Origin of the sequence: Pseudomonas sp. B22(2017), assembly GCF_002113105.1 — a bacterium.
GTDB lineage: Bacteria > Pseudomonadota > Gammaproteobacteria > Pseudomonadales > Pseudomonadaceae > Aquipseudomonas > Aquipseudomonas asiatica.
In genome coordinates, this window is record NZ_NEJN01000003.1 from 191,810 (window position 1) to 208,175 (window position 16,366).

9 protein-coding genes and 1 pseudogene are annotated in these 16,366 nt (G+C 61.7%); 4 read left to right on the forward strand and 6 right to left on the reverse strand.

The features are described 5' to 3' along the window. Window positions 1-2 precede the first annotated feature (2 nt). Window positions 3-3,902, reverse strand: a complete 3,900-nt coding sequence (gene purL, locus CAG18_RS08490; protein ID WP_085720742.1) for a phosphoribosylformylglycinamidine synthase — start codon at window positions 3,900-3,902, stop codon at window positions 3-5. Between the two features lie 493 nt (window positions 3,903-4,395). Here purL and mltF point away from each other — a divergent pair, with 493 nt between their 5' ends. Continuing rightward, window positions 4,396-5,853 carry a membrane-bound lytic murein transglycosylase MltF gene (mltF, locus tag CAG18_RS08495; RefSeq protein ID WP_015269112.1) on the forward strand — a complete coding sequence of 486 codons (1,458 nt, stop codon included), beginning with the start codon at window positions 4,396-4,398 and terminating at the stop codon, window positions 5,851-5,853. A gap of 110 nt (window positions 5,854-5,963) precedes the next feature. Here mltF and tadA read toward each other — a convergent pair whose 3' ends face one another. Both tadA and CAG18_RS08505 read right to left on the reverse strand, forming a co-directional pair. After that, the gene (gene tadA, locus CAG18_RS08500) at window positions 5,964-6,443 is read right to left on the reverse strand and encodes a tRNA adenosine(34) deaminase TadA (RefSeq protein WP_085720743.1); all 480 of its coding nucleotides are present in this window, start codon (window positions 6,441-6,443) and stop codon (window positions 5,964-5,966) included. Continuing rightward, window positions 6,443-7,825 carry a multicopper oxidase family protein gene (locus CAG18_RS08505; RefSeq protein WP_085720744.1) on the reverse strand — a complete coding sequence of 461 codons (1,383 nt, stop codon included), beginning with the start codon at window positions 7,823-7,825 and terminating at the stop codon, window positions 6,443-6,445. The genes tadA and CAG18_RS08505 overlap by 1 nt, the downstream gene beginning before the upstream one ends. A 337-nt stretch (window positions 7,826-8,162) precedes the next feature. Here CAG18_RS08505 and CAG18_RS08510 point away from each other — a divergent pair, with 337 nt between their 5' ends. Both CAG18_RS08510 and tri1 read left to right on the forward strand, forming a co-directional pair. After that, a complete protein-coding gene (locus CAG18_RS08510) occupies window positions 8,163-9,638 on the forward strand; it encodes a DUF6861 domain-containing protein (protein WP_015269109.1) in 1,476 nt (491 codons plus the stop codon). Further along, complete coding sequence (gene tri1, locus CAG18_RS08515; RefSeq protein ID WP_015269108.1) at window positions 9,635-10,702, forward strand: ADP-ribosylarginine hydrolase Tri1; 1,068 nt, start codon at window positions 9,635-9,637, stop codon at window positions 10,700-10,702. The genes CAG18_RS08510 and tri1 overlap by 4 nt, the downstream gene beginning before the upstream one ends. A gap of 33 nt (window positions 10,703-10,735) precedes the next feature. On the opposite strand, the pseudogene CAG18_RS08520 reads toward tri1, so the two are convergent. After that, a pseudogene (locus CAG18_RS08520) lies at window positions 10,736-10,927 on the reverse strand (multicopper oxidase family protein); the annotation flags it as partial. 300 nt (window positions 10,928-11,227) lie between these two features. Between CAG18_RS08520 and CAG18_RS08525 the strand changes: the two are divergent. Then, window positions 11,228-13,108, forward strand: a complete 1,881-nt coding sequence (locus CAG18_RS08525; protein ID WP_085720745.1) for an LTA synthase family protein — start codon at window positions 11,228-11,230, stop codon at window positions 13,106-13,108. A 95-nt stretch (window positions 13,109-13,203) separates the two neighbouring features. Here the strand turns inward: CAG18_RS08525 and guaA are convergent, their stop codons facing one another. Together guaA and guaB are read right to left on the reverse strand one after the other, a co-directional pair. Beyond that, window positions 13,204-14,781, reverse strand: a complete 1,578-nt coding sequence (gene guaA, locus CAG18_RS08530; RefSeq protein ID WP_015269106.1) for a glutamine-hydrolyzing GMP synthase — start codon at window positions 14,779-14,781, stop codon at window positions 13,204-13,206. Window positions 14,782-14,859: 78 nt separating this feature from the next. Next, window positions 14,860-16,329 carry an IMP dehydrogenase gene (guaB, locus tag CAG18_RS08535; RefSeq protein WP_013971138.1) on the reverse strand — a complete coding sequence of 490 codons (1,470 nt, stop codon included), beginning with the start codon at window positions 16,327-16,329 and terminating at the stop codon, window positions 14,860-14,862. Window positions 16,330-16,366: the final 37 nt, after the last annotated feature.

A 16,366-nucleotide genomic window follows, 5' to 3' on the forward strand; every position in this document is an offset into this window, starting at 1 on the left:
CCTTAGTTCACCCACACCCGTGCGTTACGGAACATACGCATCAGCGCGGCATCTTCCTGCCACTCATCCGGGCGCCAGGAGTTCTGCACGGCACGGAACACACGCTCCGGGTGCGGCATCATGATGGTCACGCGGCCATCGCGGCTGGTGAGGCCGGTGATACCACGCGGCGAGCCGTTCGGGTTGGCCGGGTAGGCTTCGGTGACCTTGCCGTGGTTGTCGACGTAGCGCAAGGCCACGCAACCGGACAGGTCGGCTGCCAGCAGTGCTTCTTCGCTGGCGAACTCGGCATGGCCTTCACCGTGGGCGATGGCGATCGGCATGCGCGAACCGGCCATACCCTGCAGGAAGATCGAGTTGGACTTCTGCACTTCGACCATGGCCACACGCGCCTCGAACTGCTCCGAGCGGTTGCGCACGAAGTGCGGCCAGTGCTCGGTGCCCGGGATCAGTTCGTGCAGGTTGGACATCATCTGGCAACCGTTGCACACGCCCAGGGCGAAGCTGTCGGTGCGCTCGAAGAAGGCCTGGAAGGCGTCACGGGCGCGGCTGTTGAACAGCGCCGACTTGGCCCAGCCTTCACCGGCACCCAGCACGTCACCGTAGGAGAAGCCACCGCAGGCGACCAGGCCCTTGAAGGCTTCGAAGTCGACACGGCCGGCGAGGATGTCGCTCATGTGCACGTCGATGGCGGCGAAGCCGGCGCGGTCGAAGGCGGCTGCCATCTCGACCTGGCCGTTGACGCCCTGCTCGCGCAGGATGGCCACTTGCGGGCGCACGCCCTTCTTGATGTACGGCGCGGCGATGTCGTCGTTGACGTCGAAGCCCAGCTTGACCGACAGGCCCGGGTTGTCTTCCTCGAGCAGCAGGTCGAATTCCTGGTCGGCGCAGTCGGCGTTATCACGCAGGCGCTGGATCTGGTAGCTGGTCTCGGCCCACTGGCGCTGCAGCATGCGGCGGTCGTCGTCGAACAGCACTTCGCCGTTCAGGCTGATGGACACTTCACCGTTGTTGACCGGCTTGCCGATCACCGCGACGCAGCCTTCACCCAGGCCAGCGGCGCTGAACTGAGCCAGTACGTCCGGGGTGGCATCCTGGCGAACCTGGATGACCGCGCCCAGCTCTTCGTTGAAGAGGATGGCCGGCACGTCGCCTTTGCTGTCGGTCAGCGGGTCGAGGTGCAGGTCGAGGCCGCAGTGGCCGGCGAAGGCCATTTCCAGCACGGTGGTGACCAGGCCGCCGTCGGAACGGTCATGGTAGGCCAGCAGGTGACCATCTTCGTTCAGGCCCTGGATCACGGCGAAGAACGCCTTCAGGTCTTCGGCGTCGTCGACGTCCGGTGCCTGGGCAGCGATCTTGCCGTAGGTCTGTGCCAGGATCGAAGCGCCCATGCGGTTCTTGCCGCGGCCCAGGTCGATCAGGATCAGGTCGGTCTCGCCCTTGTCCATGCGCAGTTGCGGGGTCAGGGTCTTGCGGATGTCGGTGACCGGGGCGAAGCCGGTGATGATCAGCGACATTGGCGAGGTAACGCTCTTCTCTACGCCCTCGTCGCTCCACTTGGTCTTCATCGACATCGAGTCTTTGCCGACCGGAATGGTAATGCCCAGCTCCGGGCACAGCTCCATGCCGACAGCCTTGACGGTGTCGTACAGGCGGGCGTCTTCACCTGGGTGGCCGGCGGCAGACATCCAGTTGGCCGACAGTTTGATGTCGGACAGCTTCTCGATGCGCGAGGCAGCCAGGTTGGTCAGTGTCTCGCCAATTGCCATGCGGCCGGACGCCGGGGCATCCAGCAGCGCCAGCGGGGTACGCTCGCCCATGGCCATGGCTTCACCGGTGTAGACGTCGAAGCTGGTGGCGGTGACGGCGCAGTCGGCCACCGGTACCTGCCACGGGCCGACCATCTGGTCACGAGCTACCAGGCCGGTGATGGTGCGGTCGCCGATGGTGATCAGGAAGCTCTTGCTGGCCACGGCCGGGTGGCTGAGGACGCGCTGAACGGCGTTGTCCAGGTCCAGCTTGCTCGGGTCGAAGTCATCGCCCAGCTCGGCTTCGCGGGTAACCGAACGGTGCATGCGTGGCGGCTTGCCCAGCAGTACGTCGAGCGGCATGTCTACCGGCGTGTTGCCGAAATGGCTGTCGCTTACGGTCAGGTGCTTCTCTTCAGTCGCTTCACCCACTACCGCAAACGGGCAACGCTCACGCTCGCAGATTGCCTTGAAGCGCTCGAAGTCGACGGCGCTGACGGCCAGCACGTAACGCTCTTGCGATTCGTTGCTCCAGATTTCGTGCGGGGCCATGCCCGGCTCGTCGTTGGGCACGTTGCGCAGTTCGAAGCGGCCACCACGGCCACCGTCGTTGACCAGTTCTGGGAAGGCGTTGGAGATACCACCGGCGCCGACGTCGTGGATGAAGGCGATCGGGTTGTTGTCGCCCAGCTGCCAGCAGCGGTCGATGACCTCCTGGCAACGGCGCTCCATTTCCGGGTTTTCGCGCTGTACCGAAGCGAAGTCGAGGTCAGCCGAGCTGGCACCGGTCGCCACCGACGAAGCGGCGCCGCCGCCCAGACCGATCAGCATGGCCGGGCCGCCGAGCACGATCAGCTTGGCGCCGACAGTGATCTCGCCTTTCTGCACGTGGTCTTCACGGATGTTGCCCATGCCACCGGCCAGCATGATCGGCTTGTGGTAGCCGCGCACTTCTTCACCGTGCGGGGTGTTGATGGCCTGCTCGAAGGTACGGAAGTAGCCGGTCAGGGCCGGGCGACCGAATTCGTTGTTGAACGCAGCGCCACCCAGTGGGCCTTCGATCATGATGTCGAGGGCGTCGACGATACGCTCAGGCTTGCCGTAGGCCTGCTCCCACGGCTGCTCGAAGCCCGGGATACGCAGGTTGGACACGGTGAAGCCGGTCAGGCCAGCCTTGGGCTTGGCGCCACGGCCGGTCGCGCCTTCGTCGCGGATTTCGCCGCCGGAGCCGGTGGAGGCGCCGGAGAACGGGGCGATGGCGGTCGGGTGGTTGTGCGTCTCGACCTTCATCAGGATGTGCACCGGCTCCTGCACCGCGCCGTACTGGCGGGTTTCAGGGTTCGGGAAGAAACGGCCGGCAACGTTGCCGACGATCACCGAGGCGTTGTCCTTGTACGCAGACAGCACACCTTCGTTGTGCATCTGGTAGGTGTTCTTGATCATGCCGAACAGGCTCTTTTCCTGAGCCTGGCCGTCGATGTCCCAACTGGCGTTGAAGATCTTGTGGCGGCAGTGCTCGGAGTTGGCCTGGGCGAACATCATCAGTTCGATGTCGTTCGGGTTGCGCTTGAGGCCCTGGAAGGCGTTGACCAGGTAGTCGATCTCGTCTTCGGCCAGGGCCAGGCCCAGGTCGATGTTGGCCTTGGCCAGGGCATCACGGCCGCCGCCGAGGATGTCCACCGAGGTCATCGGCTTGGGCTGGGCATGGCTGAACAGGTCAGCGGCCTGCTCCAGCTGGCCGAGCACGCGCTGGGTCATGCGGTCGTGCAGCTCGGCCGCGATCAGTTCGGCGTCGGCTTCGCTCAGGCTGCCGGCAACGTAGTAGGCAATACCGCGCTCCAGGCGCTGGATCGACTGCAAGCCGCAGTTGTGAGCGATGTCGCTGGCCTTGCTGGCCCACGGCGAAATGGTGCCCAGGCGCGGCACGACCAGGAACAGGCGGCCGCTCGGCTCCTGTACCGGCACGCTCGGGCCGTACTTGAGCAGACGCCCCAGCACCTGCTGCTGGTCGGCGGTCAGCTCGCCGTCGACATCGGCGAAATGGGCAAATTCGGCATACAAACCAGTAACAGCGGGGACTTTCTGGCTCAGTTGCTCGAGTAATTTACCGTGGCGAAAGGCAGAAAGGGCAGGAGCGCCGCGCAGGATCAACATCGTCGGGACAGCCTCAGGAAGGGGTGTGCTTAGAGGCCGTGCATTCTAGCCTAATTCGAAGGGTTTCGGCACCCGCTCTAAGCCACGGCTGCCGGGCGGCGGAACCGGACTTGCGGGTCAGAATTCAGGGGGCCTACCTTTAGAGATTTAGCGCCTGTGAAATCGAGCGCCGCCCACGCGGCGCTTCGCAGCACAAGGCTGCTCCTACATCTGTTTCGGGCCAATTATTCCTGGGGGAGTGGCGCGCGGCCCCTTGGCGTCCACCTCGGCAGCGTGTCGGAAAATCAAGGCAGTCGCGCGCATTGGCGCAGGCGTTACTGGCCCGAAACAGATGTAGGAGCAGCCTTGTGCTGCGAAGCGCCGCGCGGGCGGCGCTCGACCTCCCAGGCGCTGAACCTCCAAAGGCAAGCCCCCAAAGCACAGAACCCGCTACCAGACAAGCTAACAGTTGTCGAGATATGGTTGGGCCAGTCCTTTGCGTATACTGCAACCTATGTTCGCCCACACTGCTTTGCGCCAGCGTTGCGCCAGATGGCTTTTCGCAACCGGACTCTTTCTGCTGCTCGGTGCCTGCGTTGAAAAACCCAGCACCCTCGAGCGCGTGAAGGAGGATGGCGTGCTGCGCGTGATCACCCGCAACAGCCCGGCCACCTACTTCCAGGACCGCAACGGCGAAACCGGCTTCGAATACGAGTTGGTCCAGCATTTCGCCGAAGATCTGGGCGTGAAGCTGCAGATCGAGACCGCCGACAACCTCGACGAGCTGTATGACAGCCTCGGCAAGCCCTCCGGCCCGGTGCTGGCAGCGGCCGGCCTGGTCACCAGCGAACGGCGCAAGGCCCAGGTCAGGTACTCCCACCCTTATCTGGAAGTGACCCCACAGGTCATCTACCGCAACGGTCGCACGCGCCCCACCAACGCCAAGGGCCTGGTCGGAAAGAAGATCATGGTGCTCAAGGGCAGCAGCCATGCCGACCAGCTGGCCGAGCTGAAAAAGCAGTACCCGGGCCTGGAATACGAGGAATCCGACGCCGTCGAGGTGGTCGACCTGCTGCGCATGGTCGATGAAGGCCAGATCGACCTGACCCTGGTCGACTCCAACGAGCTGGCGATGAACCAGGTGTACTTCCCCAACGTGCGGGTTGCCTTCGACCTGGGCGACACCCGCGACCAGCGCTGGGCGGTGGCGGCCGGTGAAGACAACAGCCTGCTCAACGAGGTCAACGAGTTCCTCGACAAGGCGCAGAAGAACGGCACCCTGCAACGCCTGAAGGACCGCTACTACGGCCATGTCGACGTCCTGGGCTATGTGGGTGCCTACACTTTCGCCCAGCACCTGCAGCAGCGCCTGCCCAAGTACGAGAAGCACTTCAAGAGCTACGCCAAGGTCGAGCAGGTGGACTGGCGCCTGCTGGCCGCCATCGGCTACCAGGAATCGATGTGGCAGCCCGAGGTCACCTCCAAGACCGGCGTGCGCGGCCTGATGATGCTGACCCAGCGCACCGCCCAGGCCATGGGCGTGTCCAACCGCCTGGACCCGAAGCAGAGCATCCAGGGCGGCGCCAAGTACTTCATGAAGATCAAGGAAGAGCTCGACGACAGCATCCAGGAACCGGACCGCACCTGGTTCGCCCTGGCTGCCTACAACGTCGGCAGCGGCCACCTGGAAGACGCCCGCACCCTGGCCAAGCGCGAGAAGCTCAACCCGAACAAGTGGCTGGACGTGAAGAAGATGCTGCCGCGGCTTTCGCAGAAGCAGTGGTATCGGCAGACCAAATACGGCTATGCACGTGGCGGCGAGCCGGTGCATTTCGTGGCCAACATCCGTCGCTACTACGACATCCTCACCTGGGTGACCCAGCCGCAGCTCGAAGGCCAGGTGGCCGAGGGCAGCCTGCATGTGCCCGGGGTGAACAAGGACAAGCCGGCGGAGCAGTCGCCGCCGATGTAGCCTGTCAGTGCCCTATCGCCGGCAAGCCAGCTCCCACAGGCTCACCACTGCCCCCAAGGCCTGCAGATATCCTGTGGGAGCTGGCTTGCCGGCGATAGGGCACTGACAGGCTACCCCTTTGCTCGGCGAGCCTTGAAGAAGTCAGTGAGGATCTGCCCGCACTCCTCCGCCAGCACCCCCCCCTCCACCATCACCCGGTGGTTCAGGAAACCCTGCCCGAAGAACTGCCCCTGGCTCTGCACGATCCCCGCCTTGGGCTCCAGCGCGCCGAATACCACCCGCATCACCCGCGAATGCACGATCAACCCCGCACACATGCTGCACGGTTCCAGGGTCACATACAGGGTGCTGCCGGGTAGCCGGTAGTTACTGGCGGATTTCGCCGCCGCGCGAATGGCCACCATCTCGGCGTGCGCACTGGGGTCACTGTCGATGATCGGACGGTTGAAGCCCTGCCCGATCACCTGCCCATGCTGCACCAGTACCGCGCCCACCGGCACCTCGCCCATGGCCGCACCTTCGGCGGCCAGGGCCAGGGCCAGACGCATGAATTCCTGATCGCGACTGCGATCGATGATCTGCGGGCGCATCAGACCACCGCGATCGCGGCCATCAGACCGGTTTCCATGTGGTCGATGACGTGGCAATGGAACATCCAGGTGCCCGGGTTATCCGCCACCAGCGCCACCTGGGCGCGCTCGTTCTTGCCCAGCAGGTAGGTATCGGTGAACCACGGCTCCTTGATGTCATGACGGTTGGAGCCGATCACCTTGAAGCTCATGCCGTGCAGGTGGATCGGGTGCTGGTACTGGGTCATGTTCTTCAGCTCGAAGATGTAGCTCTTGCCCTTCTGCAACGTGGCAATGGGGCGCTCGGCGCAGGTCTTGTCGGTGATGTCCCAGGCCTGGCCGTTGATCTGCCACATGCTCGACGGCTTATCCTGGTCCGTAGTGACCGAGACTTTCGCCGCCCACTCGAAATTGAAGTTGAGCTTTTCGGCATTCTCCAGGTCCGGCTCGGCGATCGGGTTGGGCGGTAGCGCCGGCGGCCAGTCACTTGGCGCGCCGTTGCTGGCAACCGAACGCAGGGTGCCCAGGCGCACGAAACCGTCGCGCAGGGAGATCTCCTCCCCCGCCTCAGGAATACGGATAGCGAGGCAGATACGCATGCCTGGGCCGAGCCAGTAGTCATCGTCCAAGGGGCGCGGGGTTACCGGGTTGCCGTCCAGAGCATAGATTTTTGCCTCGCAGTTACCCTTGAGGTTGATGCGGTAGGTCCAGGTGTTGTCCAGGTTAAGCAGACGCACCCGCACAACCTGGCCGGCTGGCAACTCGGTGACCGAATCGGCCTGGCCATTGATGGTGATCAGGCGCCCGGCGGTGCCGTTGCGCGCCGCCTCACGCGGGATGCTGAACGGCAACCAGGCGCCCTGCTCGTCCACGTGCCAGTTCTTCAGGCTGAGCGTGCGTTCATGCTGGAAGCCGGTCGGCTCGCGCTCCTCGACGATCAGCGGGCCGACCAGGCCACGGCCCAGCTCTTCGGAACTGCTGACATGCGGGTGATACCAGTAGCTGCCGGCGTCCGGCACACGGAATTTGTAGTCGAAGTACTCGCCCGGCTTGACTGGCAGCTGCGACACATAGGGCACGCCGTCCATTTCCAGCGGCAGGCGGATACCGTGCCAGTGGATGGTGGTTTCGACCGGCAGGTGGTTGATGAAGCGCACCCGCAGCCAGGTGCCCTGGCGCACACGCAACTCGGTGCCTGGCGCCGAAGGGCCGAAGGCCCAGGCCTCGGTCTTGAAGCCCGTCACCAGCTCGACGTCCAGGGGAGCAGCGATCAGCTCGTAGTCATGCCCGGCGTTGTCGTCCTCGACCTTGCCCAGCCAGTAACGTGCCGCGCCACCGGCGCCCAGGCCAACCACAACCAGGCCGGTCAGGCCCTTGAGCATTTGTCGACGGGTGAAGGACATCGGTGCGGGTACCTCGCGTTCTGCGCAATCAAGCTGCCAGCACGGCTGGCGATGAAGGGCGAATACGATACACCTGCAAATGGGAAATATTAAGTGAAGTATCCAGCCATCGTTTGCTTTGGCCACCCTATTGGCCATTCGGCAGACTTAACGGAACTGACCGACAAGCATGAGATCAAATTGACACCATTGCCAGAGGCACCTCAGATGAGAAAATGCCTCGCAATGCAATCGGCAGCTCGATTGGCGACTGGCTTGACCGTCAGCGTGGTGCATGGGAAAGAATCGCCTGCCGCCCGCACACTCACCTGCCTTCTCTAAAGGAATGCAATGGTAAATGGACTTATCAACTCACGTCCCTAGCTGGGGCGACATCGAACGCAACCTGGACCAAAAATTCAGCGCCCTCAATCAAAGCGTCAGCAGCGGCTTGCGCAATGTCCATGACAGCTGGGACGGCTTCACCCGTCGCGTAAGCGATGGCGCCAGCCAGGCTTATGGCGCTGTAGGCGGACACCGGATAGACAATGTCCGGCAGGCGATGGCTTTGTCCTATCCCATGATGCAGTCAAATCTGTCGCGCAAATGGGCGTCCATCAATATCGACCAGATTTTGCCCGTACTGCTCAAGCTCGTGCAGGAAGTGGTGATGATTCTCGGCGGCAGCGTCGCGCTAGGCGGCGCTATCGGCGGCGCCGTGGGTTCTCTAGCCTTTGGCGTCGGTGCGGCACCTGGGGTGGTCGCAGGCAGCGGTATCGGCCTGCAGGTCGGCAACCTGATCCTGATGGCGCTGGGCCTGGCCGCCATCGCGGAGTATTTCTATCAAGGGCTTCCCGCGTGCCTGGCCTCCATGCAAGAGGGGCTTGCTACCGCGTGGACTGCCGAAGACGGCTTGAAACCCTCCGGTCTCGACCCTTCGGGCGGCTCGGCGGCGCTGGTTCAAGAGCGTACCGAACACGCTGCAAGGCAACTGGCCCGTGGGCAAGAGCAGCTGGTGATGCTTTTGCTGATGGCAATTGTGACCTACCTGACCCGCGGGCAGATGAAAGCCGGCGTGATGAGCAGCGTGGAAAGCATCGCCAGCCGTAGTGCCAAGCTTCAGGCCGAAATCTCCAACAAACAGTTGGCCACCTGGCTGGCGAAGAACGAAAGCAGGCTGCTGGCTGAACCTGAGTTGCAGATGAAGGCCGCGACACCGCTGCAGAAAGCAGAGCCAGAGCTGCCGCCAGCAAAGCAAGCCACTGAAAAAAGCATTGCAGCGGCGCCCAAGAAGCTCATGAGCCTGCGAGAGGCAGTGGGCAAGGACATGGCAGAGCGATGGATTGCCGAAGGCCGCGCCCGGGCAGATTTTCGGGCCCCGGAGCTTTCGAAACTGCTCAGCGACGATCAAATAGGCGCACTTTACGGTTACTCTACCAACGATGTGTACAAGGCGTATAACCTGGCGATGCGCCAAGGCACAGCCACGCCTGAAATCATGGCTTTTGCCGAGCATGCAACCGAAGGTCTGGCACGCTTGCCTCGCTACGTTGGCGCTGAAACCTACCGTGGAACGGATCTGCCACTGGATGTGCTCAATCGGATGCAAATGGGCGCAGTGGAGACCGACATGGCATTCTTCAGCTCATCCGCGACAACACCATTCGCGGGCAATACCCAGATGGTCGTACGCGGCGTATCCGGCAAGGACATCAGTTTCCTGACGCAAATTCCCGAGGCGGAAGTACTGTACCCGCCGGGTACTTCTTTCAGGGTACTGAACCGGATTGAGCAAGGCCCCACGACTCATCTCTTATTAGAAGAAGTTCTATGATCGACCTGCACAGCCCTACCCTTGAAGTTACCGAGTATGCCTACCGGTACAACCACTTGCTACCAGCGCCCACCCCACGCGAGTCCGCAGGCCGTGCCTACGTGCACCCGCAATGGCAAGAATCGCGCGTTTGCACATTAACCCCCGAACAATCGCTCGACCGAGCCAAAGGTGCGTTGCTGGGTTTGGCCATTGGCGATGCCGTAGGCACCACCCTGGAGTTCCTGCCTCGCGATAAAGCACACGTCGATGACATGGTCGGCGGCGGGCCGTTCAGGCTCAAGCCAGGTGAGTGGACCGATGATACGAGCATGGCGCTTTGCCTGGCGGACTCGTACCTGGCTTGCATGCGATTCGACCATGCAGATTATCTCGAGCGACTGTGCAGGTGGTACAAGCGAGGGGAAAACAGCGCAAACGGTGTCTGTTTCGACATCGGCAATGCTACACGCCTTGCCTTGGAAGGGTGGCTACGCCATGGCCTGGACTGGATAGGCAACACAGAGCCGAATACGGCCGGCAATGGCTCCATCATCCGGCTCGCCCCCACCGCCATATTCAGGCGCCACATGCTGCCATCCACGTGGCGCGAAGCCCAAAGCCAGAGTCGGGCCACCCATCGGGCGCCCGAAGCAGTGAGTGGCTGCGAACTGCTGGGCGCGCAGCTGCACCTCGCCCTGAACGGCGCCGACAAGGATGAAATGTGCCGCCCGATGGTCCGCCCGCTGCAGCCCCGCGCCACCATCATCAACGCTGGCGAATACAAGGAAAAAAGCCGCGACCAGATCCGCTCCTCAGGGTATGTCATCGACACCTTGGAAGCTGCGCTATGGGCGGTTTGGAATACCGACAATTTCAGAGACGCAGTGCTACTGGCGGCAAACCTGGCAGACGACGCCGACAGCGTGGCAGCCGTGGCTGGGCAGCTGGCCGGAGCGTTGTACGGGGTATCCGGCATGCCCGAGGAATGGGTAAAGACAGTGGCGTGGTCTGAACACATCCAGGACCTCGCCCAAGCGTTGCACGACCAGGCGCCTGAAAACGATCCGTTCTATTCGCTGTGATGATGCGCCCGTCGGGGCAGACAGCTGAATGATAAAGGCCCAGGCCTCGGTCTTGAACCTCGGTACCAGCTCGACGTCAAGCGGCGCGGCGATCAGTTCGTAGTCATGCCCGGCGTTATCGTCCTCGACCTTGCCCAGCCAGTAACGCGCCGCGCCACCAGCGCCCAGGCCAACCACAACCAGGCCAGTGAGGCCTTTGAGCATTTGTCGTCGAGTAAAGGACATCGGTGCGGGTACCTCATTCTGCGCAATCAGTCTGCCAGCAGGGGCTGGCGATGAAGGGCGAATTTGATACACCTGCATTTGCGAAAGATTCAGTGAAGTCTTGTCGCACGACCGGTTATCTGCCCCGACCACCTGTGGCAACCTGCTCCCCCTCGGTACCAAACTAACGCCCAGAGGCTGACTTGCCCGATTCAGGGTGGGCTGCTTAAGTTCAACAGACGGGGTGCACAGGTGCTGGCCTTCTGCCCGCCTATCGCTTCAGACAAGACGCCTGCTCTGTGAATGCGAAGGTTTGACACCATGTGGCACAGGAATTCATTACTGTATTTTTCGCTGCTGCTCACTTCAGGCCTTCTTCTGGCACCGAAGATCATCCTGATCGAGTTTTTCTCCTATCGATGGGTGGAGACCGGTGTTCTCGATATTGCCCTGTACTTGCTTCAAGACGTGCTGCTGGTGGTCGCCTTCTTTGTGATTGCTGCCACCACCATTACCAGAAACAAATTCAATTTTTATCTGTTAAGCATCGCCTCAGGCGCCTTGCTGCTGTTCCTGCTGGTGGACATGCGAGTTCGGGAGCTATGGCTGAAGCCACTGGACTGGCAACTGATACGCTACAGCCTGCAGAACGCAAGCAACCTGACCTCCGGAGCCGAGGTGTTCCTCACCCAAGCCGCCGGGTTCGGGCACACATTCAGGTTCATTGTCTTTGTGCTTTTTCTTGCCTACCTGGTGACCTGGTCTTTCGCTGGGCTGGCAACCTACATCGCTTATAAAGAACAGCGCACGGTCACAATAAAGAAAAGACAACACCTCTGGGCGTCGCTGCTGGTGATAGGCGCCCTGCTCATCGGCTCCATCCATGCCAAAGACGCACGCTATCACCTGAACGAAAATATTGTCGTCAGTCCGCTGGTCACAACACTCAGAAGCACCACCTTCTTGAATGCAGCTCCGCATAGACCGCCGCTGCCATTCGAACAACCCGCCTACCCGCTAACCAGCGTCAACGACATCCGAAAACTTCAATCTCATGCCACACCAGACTTCAAGAACCTGGTCTTCATCATTCTGGAGTCGGTGCGCTGGAACAGCGTTTTTGCGCCCGACATCAAAACCGCCGAGAGGTATCCCACCTTCGATAAGCTCTCTCGGGAGGGCATGCTCTTCAAAACGTACGTATCAGTGCCTCACTCGTCCAAAGGCTACCACGCGATCCTGACGGGGCTGCACGCCTACCCAGATATTGAAATCAAAGAGGCCATGTACCTGCTACAACCCAGCGTCATCCATGAGCTGAAAAACAGGAAAAACATGGAAGCCGTCGCATTCAGCTCGCTGTACCTGCAATTCGAAAACATGGAGGGTTTCCTGAAGTCCATCGGCGTATCGAATGCCTATGCAGTTTCGGAGATCACCCATGCCGAAAATCGCTCACAACACGCCAGTAGCTTCGGAGAGAGTGATGAACAGCTGTTTTCATCCAGCATCTCTTACCTGGAGAAGATAAAAAAGAATGGCCAGGGTTTCATCGCACTCTACTTCCCAAGCGCAGCCCACTACCCCTACCAATGCAGCCAAGGGCCCCCATTACTGAGCGAGCTGGAAAAGTATGAAGACTGCATAGCCAGAACAGACAGCGTACTGGGTGAAATGCTGACATCATTCGACAAGCAAGGCCTTCTGGACTCGACATTATTCGTGCTCGTGGGTGACCACGGTGAGTCGTTTGGTGAGCACGGTCTCTTCATTCACAACGCTTCCATGCACGAAGAAGAAGTGACCGTACCCCTGATTTTCTGGGCCAAGGAAAAGTCACTGCCCAAACCCGCCACAACGACCAGTCACCAGATCGATGTTGCGCCCACGGTCGCCGACTTCTTTGGCGTGACCGAGTCGCCCCTGTCTGTCCAAGGCATCAGCTTGTTGAGGGAACATGGCAAACGCACATTCTTCATGTCCACGTTCTTTGACCAACTGGCGTCAGCCTTGGTGGAGCACCCTTACAAATACATATACGAATTCAGTTCGGACACCCTGACCAAATACAATATCGAGAATGACCCGCAGGAAAAGCACCCGCAGCGCGTGGAGGGCGATGAGTTCGTCGCGGTAAAGAGCAGGTTGCTTTCCTATAATGTCTACCAGAAAGCGCTATTTGCCAAAAAGCCAAAAGAATAAGCAAATCTGAATGAGCGAGAACCAGAAAGCCCGCAATTATGCGGGCTTTCTGGTGTATCCGTGCCTACGGGTACCAGCCTGAGCTGGCTACCCGATCATTCCCACTCGATAGTCGCTGGCGGCTTGCTCGACACGTCGTAGGTAACGCGCGAGATACCGTCGATTTCGTTGATGATACGGCCGCTGACGGTTTCCAGCAGCTCGTACGGCAGGTGCGCCCAGCGCGCGGTCATGAAGTCCACGGTCTCGACGGCACGCAGGGCCACGACCCAGGCGTAGCGACGGCCGTCGCCGACGACGCCTACCGACTTGACCGGCTGGAACACCACGAATGCCTGGCTGGTCTTGTGGTACCAGTCGGCCTTGCGCAGCTCTTCGATGAAGATGTGGTCGGCGCGACGCAGGATGTCGGCGTATTCCTTCTTCACTTCACCAAGGATACGCACGCCCAGGCCCGGGCCCGGGAACGGGTGGCGGTAGACCATGTCGTACGGCAGGCCCAGCTCCAGGCCGATCTTGCGCACTTCGTCCTTGAACAGTTCACGCAGCGGCTCGACCAGCTTGAGGTTCATTTCCTCCGGCAGGCCACCGACGTTGTGGTGCGACTTGATCACGTGGGCCTTGCCGCTCTTGGCGCCCGCCGACTCGATCACGTCCGGGTAGATGGTGCCCTGGGCGAGGAACTGGATGTTTTCCAGCTTGCTGGCTTCGGCATCGAACACGTCGATGAAGGTGCGGCCGATGATCTTGCGCTTCTTCTCCGGGTCGGCTTCGCCGGCCAGGTTGTCGAGGAACTGCTTTTCAGCGTCGGCGCGGATGACCTTGACGCCCATGTTCTCCTTGAACATGGCCATCACCTGGTCACCTTCGTGCAGGCGCAGCAGGCCGTTGTCCACGAATACGCAGGTCAGCTGGTCGCCGATGGCGCGGTGCAGCAGTGCGGCAACGACGGAGCTGTCGACGCCGCCGGACAGGCCCAGCAGGACGTTGGCCGAACCGACCTGCTCACGCACCTGGGCAATGGCGTCTTCGACGATGTTGGACGGAGTCCACAGGGCTTCACAGCCGCAGATGTCCTGCACGAAGCGGGACAGGATGCGACCGCCCTGCTTGGTGTGGGTCACTTCCGGGTGGAACTGCACGCCGTAGTAGCCGCGCGCGTCGTCGAACATGCCAGCGATCGGGCAGCTCGGGGTGCTGGCCAGCACGTGGAAGTTGCCCGGCATCTGGGTGACCTTGTCGCCGTGGCTCATCCACACGTCCAGGCCCAGCAAGCCGTCGGCGTCGATGTGGTCTTCGATGCCGTCGAGCAGGCGGCTCTTGCCAACCACGTCCACGCGGGCATAACCGAATTCACGCAGGTCGGAACCTTCGACCTTGCCGCCCATCTGCTCGGCCATGGTCTGCATGCCGTAGCAGATGCCCAGCACTGGTACGTTCAGGTCGAACACCGCCTGCGGGGCGCGCGGGCTGTTGGCTTCGTGGACCGACTCGGGGCCGCCGGCGAGGATGATGCCGCGCGGGTTGAATTCGCGGATCGCTTCATCGTCCATGTCGAACGGATGCAGCTCGCAGTACACGCCGATTTCGCGCACGCGGCGGGCGATCAGCTGGGTGTACTGGGAACCGAAATCGAGGATCAGGATGCGGTGAGCGTGAATGTCGAGGGCCATGACTCAATCTCGTCAGTGGAAATCGGAAACGACGCGGGGCTGTCATGACAGCCCCGCTTTCTGTTGTAGCTGGAAGCCTCAGCCTACGCGGTAGTTAGGGGCTTCTTTGGTGATCTGCACGTCATGCACGTGGGACTCGGCCATGCCGGCACCGGTGATGCGCACGAATTCCGGCTTGGTGCGCATCTCTTCGATGGTTGCGCTGCCGGTGTAGCCCATGGACGAACGCAGGCCGCCCATCAGCTGGTGGATGATCGCGGCCAGCGCGCCCTTGTAGGGAACACGGCCTTCGATGCCTTCCGGTACCAGCTTCTCGGCGCCGGCCGAGGAGTCCTGGAAGTAGCGGTCGGACGAGCCTTGCGCCTGTGCCATGGCACCCAGCGAGCCCATGCCGCGGTAGGCCTTGTAGGAACGGCCCTGGAACAGTTCGACTTCACCCGGAGCCTCTTCGGTACCGGCGAACATCGAACCCATCATCACGCAGGAAGCGCCGGCAACGATGGCCTTGGACAGGTCACCCGAGAAGCGGATGCCGCCGTCGGCGATCAGTGGCACGCCAGTGCCTTCCAGTGCAGCGGCAACGTTGGCGATGGCGCTGATTTGCGGCACGCCTACGCCAGCAACGATACGGGTGGTGCAGATCGAGCCTGGGCCGATACCGACCTTGACCGCGTCAGCGCCAGCTTCGGCCAGAGCCTTGGCGGCAGCGCCGGTGGCGATGTTGCCGCCGATCACCTGCACTTGCGGGTAGGTTTCCTTGACCCAGCGAACGCGATCGATCACACCTTTGGAGTGACCGTGGGCGGTATCGACCACAACCACGTCAACGCCAGCAGCCACCAGGGCGGCAACACGCTCGCCGGTGTCCTTGCCGGTGCCGACCGCGGCGCCGACGCGCAGGCGACCCTGGTCGTCCTTGCTGGCCAGCGGGTAGGCCTTGGCCTTTTCGATGTCCTTGACGGTCATCATGCCCTTGAGGTTGAACTTGTCGTCAACGATCAGGACTTTTTCCAGGCGGTGCTTGTGCAGCAGCTCGCGGACTTCGTTCTTGTCGGCGCCTTCGCGGACGGTGACCAGACGCTCTTTCGGGGTCATCACGTCGCGGACCTTGGCGTCCAGGCGGCTTTCGAAGCGCACGTCACGGGAGGTGACGATGCCGACCAGGTCGCCGTTCGCCAGCACCGGAACGCCGGAGATGTTGTTCAGGCGGGTCAGGTCGAACAGGTCGCGCACGGTGGCGTCGGCGTCGATGGTGATCGGGTCCTTGACCACGCCAGCCTCGAACTTCTTGACCTTGCGGACTTCGCTGGCCTGCTGTTCGATGGTCATGTTCTTGTGGATGATGCCGATGCCGCCTTCCTGGGCCATGGCAATGGCCAGGCGCGCTTCGGTCACGGTATCCATGGCAGCGGATACCAGCGGAATGTTCAGCTCGATGCCACGGGTCAAACGGGTCTTGAGACTGACTTCATTAGGCAGTACCTCGGAATAGCCAGGTACAAGGAGGATATCGTCGAAGGTCAGGGCTTCTTGGCTGATACGCAGCATCGCGGGGGCTCCCGGGCGGGAAAAATGGAAGCGCGCC

What these genes read in the sequence shown, in the direction of transcription:
- purL (WP_085720742.1), bottom strand. Translation starts at nt 3,902, where the DNA reads ATGTTGATCCTGCGCGGCGCTCCTGCCCTTTCTGCCTTTCGCCACGGT.
- mltF (WP_015269112.1), top strand. Translation starts at nt 4,396, where the DNA reads ATGTTCGCCCACACTGCTTTGCGCCAGCGTTGCGCCAGATGGCTTTTC.
- tadA (WP_085720743.1), bottom strand. Translation starts at nt 6,443, where the DNA reads ATGCGCCCGCAGATCATCGATCGCAGTCGCGATCAGGAATTCATGCGT.
- CAG18_RS08505 (WP_085720744.1), bottom strand. Translation starts at nt 7,825, where the DNA reads ATGTCCTTCACCCGTCGACAAATGCTCAAGGGCCTGACCGGCCTGGTT.
- CAG18_RS08510 (WP_015269109.1), top strand. Translation starts at nt 8,163, where the DNA reads ATGGACTTATCAACTCACGTCCCTAGCTGGGGCGACATCGAACGCAAC.
- tri1 (WP_015269108.1), top strand. Translation starts at nt 9,635, where the DNA reads ATGATCGACCTGCACAGCCCTACCCTTGAAGTTACCGAGTATGCCTAC.
- CAG18_RS08525 (WP_085720745.1), top strand. Translation starts at nt 11,228, where the DNA reads ATGTGGCACAGGAATTCATTACTGTATTTTTCGCTGCTGCTCACTTCA.
- guaA (WP_015269106.1), bottom strand. Translation starts at nt 14,781, where the DNA reads ATGGCCCTCGACATTCACGCTCACCGCATCCTGATCCTCGATTTCGGT.
- guaB (WP_013971138.1), bottom strand. Translation starts at nt 16,329, where the DNA reads ATGCTGCGTATCAGCCAAGAAGCCCTGACCTTCGACGATATCCTCCTT.